The organism is Streptomyces sp. SID14478, from assembly GCF_010548525.1.
Classification (GTDB): domain Bacteria; phylum Actinomycetota; class Actinomycetes; order Streptomycetales; family Streptomycetaceae; genus Streptomyces.
The window spans coordinates 1-538 of record NZ_JAAGMG010000539.1 but is presented as its reverse complement, the minus strand read 5'-3'; the positions used below and the strand labels follow the sequence as shown (position 1 = coordinate 538).

Sequence of the window (538 nt, the reverse complement as noted above, 5' to 3'; positions counted from 1 at the left end):
TACGGGGTGGTGGGCGCGGGACGGCTGATGACGCGGGCCGCGCCGCTGCTGCTCGGTCCGTCCGCCGCCGAACGCCTGGCCGCCCTTGAGGAGCGCACCGAACAGCTGCTGGAGCGCAACCGGATGGCGCGGGAACTGCACGACTCCATTGGGCATGCGCTGACGGTCGCGGTGGTGCAGGCGGGTGCGGCGCGGGCGGCCGGCGATCCGGCGTTCACGCAGCGGGCGCTGGGCGCCATCGAGGAGACCGGCCGGGCCGCCCTGGAGGACCTGGAGCGGGTCCTGGTGGTGCTGCGGGAGGCGGAGCGCCCGGCGAGCAGCCGGCCGACGCTGCAGGACGCGGACCGGCTGCTCGACTCGGCGCGGGCCTCGGGCGCGAAGGTGGAGGTGGCGGTGTCCGGTCCGCTGGAGAAGGTCCCTGGACCGGTCTCGCGGGAGGGCTACCGCATCCTTCAGGAGGCGCTCACGAACGTCCTGCGGCACAGCGGGACCGTACCCGTCCGGGTCGCGCTCACCGTCGCCGAGGGGCGGCTCGTCC

Annotated in this window: 1 protein-coding gene; it reads left to right on the top strand. The window is 75.7% G+C overall.

Annotated features, from left to right (window positions below; translation table 11 throughout):
• Positions 1-538, top strand: a 538-nt coding sequence (locus G3I40_RS17565) for a histidine kinase (RefSeq protein ID WP_239091787.1), incomplete at both ends; no start/stop codon positions are given.